The 1877-nt window shown below is 66.2% G+C and carries 1 protein-coding gene; it reads right to left on the bottom strand.

What is annotated here, in order from left to right; genetic code table 11:
• Nucleotides 1-1877: NADP-dependent malic enzyme (locus tag AC1DS6_RS42440; RefSeq protein ID WP_477104781.1), on the bottom strand; the 1877-nt coding region annotated here is incomplete at both ends.

Genomic DNA, 1877 nt, shown 5'->3' with positions numbered 1-1877 from the left:
AGGTTGTAGGCGATGTTGGCCGCATCGATGTTCGGGCACACCAGCAGGTTGGCTTCGCCCTTGAGCGCGCCGTCCGGCACCAGCGTGTCGCGCAGCTTCGGGTCGAGGGCGCAATCGCCGTGCATCTCGCCATCCACCTCGAGTTCCGGCGCGCGTTCGCGCAGGATCGCCAGCGTTTCGCGCATCTTCTGCGCCGACGGCGCTTCGGACGAGCCGAAGTTCGAGTGCGACACCAGCGCCACCTTGGGCACGATGCCGAAGCGCTTGAGCTCTTCGGCGGCCATCAGCGTGATCTCGGCCAGCTGGTGGGCGGTCGGGTCGATATTGACGTGCGTGTCGACCAGGAAGATCTGGCGGCCCGGCAGCACCAGCCCGTTCATCGCCGCGTACACCTCCTTGGTGCCGCCCAGGATCTGGTCGATGTAGCGCAGGTGGGCGGCGGTGGTGCTGACCGTGCCGCAGATCATGCCGTCGGCCTCGCCCTGCTTGACCAGCATGGCGCCGATCAGCGTGGTGCGGCGGCGCATTTCCAGCTTGGCGTACTGCTGGGTGACGCCCTGGCGGGCCATCATCTTGAAGTACGCCTCGGAGTAGTCGCGGAAGCGCGCGTCGTGTTCCGGGTTGACCACGGTGAAGTCGATGCCGCCGCGCAGACGCAGGCCGAAGCGCTCGATGCGGTGGGCGATCACGGCCGGGCGGCCGATCAGGATCGGGTTGGCCAGCTTTTCATCGACGATCACCTGCACCGCGCGCAGCACGCGCTCTTCTTCGCCCTCGGCGAAGACGATGCGCTTCTTCTCCATGTCGACCTGGCGGGCAGCCGCGTAGATCGGCTTCATCAGCGTGCCCGAGTGGTACACGAACTGCTGCAGCTGCAGGCGGTACGCGTCCATGTCCTTGATCGGGCGCGCGGCCACGCCGGACTGCATGGCGGCCTCGGCCACCGCCGGCGCRATCTTGACGATCAGGCGCGGGTCGAAGGGCTTGGGAATCAGATACTCGGGGCCGAACGACAGGTCCTGGATGCCGTAGGCGGTGGCGACGATGTCGCTCTGCTCCTGGCGCGCCAGYTCCGCGATCGCATGCGCCGCGGCGACTTCCATCTCACGCGTGATGGTGGTCGCGCCGCAATCCAGCGCGCCGCGGAAGATGAAGGGGAAGCACAGGACGTTGTTGACCTGGTTCGGGTAGTCGGTACGGCCGGTGGCGATCACCGCRTCCGGGCGCACTTCCTTGACCAGCTCCGGCAGGATTTCCGGGTTGGGGTTGGCCAGGGCCAGCACCAGCGGCTTGTCGGCCATGCGCTGGACCATGTCCTGCTTGAGCACGCCGGCGGCGGACAAGCCCAGGAAGATATCGGCGCCGTCGATCACTTCGGCCAGCTTGCGCTTGTCGGTCTTTTGCGAGAAACGGGCCTTTTCCGGGTCCATCAGCTCGGTGCGGCCTTCGTAGACCACGCCGGCCAGGTCGGTCACCCAGATGTTTTCGAGCTTCATGCCCAGGTCGAGCAGCAGGTCCAGGCACGCCAGCGCCGCGGCGCCCGCGCCGGAAGCCACCAGCTTGACCTTGTCGATGTCCTTGCCGACCACCTTGAGGCCGTTGACGACGGCCGCGCCGACCACGATGGCGGTGCCATGCTGGTCATCGTGGAAGACGGGAATCTTCATGCGTTCGCGCAGCTTGCGCTCGACGTAGAAGCACTCCGGTGCCTTGATGTCTTCCAGGTTGATGCCGCCGAAGGTAGGCTCGAGCGCGGCAATGATCTGCACCAGCTTCTCGGGGTCCTTCTCGTCGAGTTCGATGTCGAACACGTCGATGCCGGCGAACTTCTTGAACAGGCCCGCCTTGCCTTCCATGACCGGCTTGGAAGCCGCCGG

Source organism: Cupriavidus sp. 05L310, from assembly GCF_056398185.1.
Note: the sequence above shows the minus strand (reverse complement) of the source record. Positions and strands in the feature narration are given on the sequence as shown.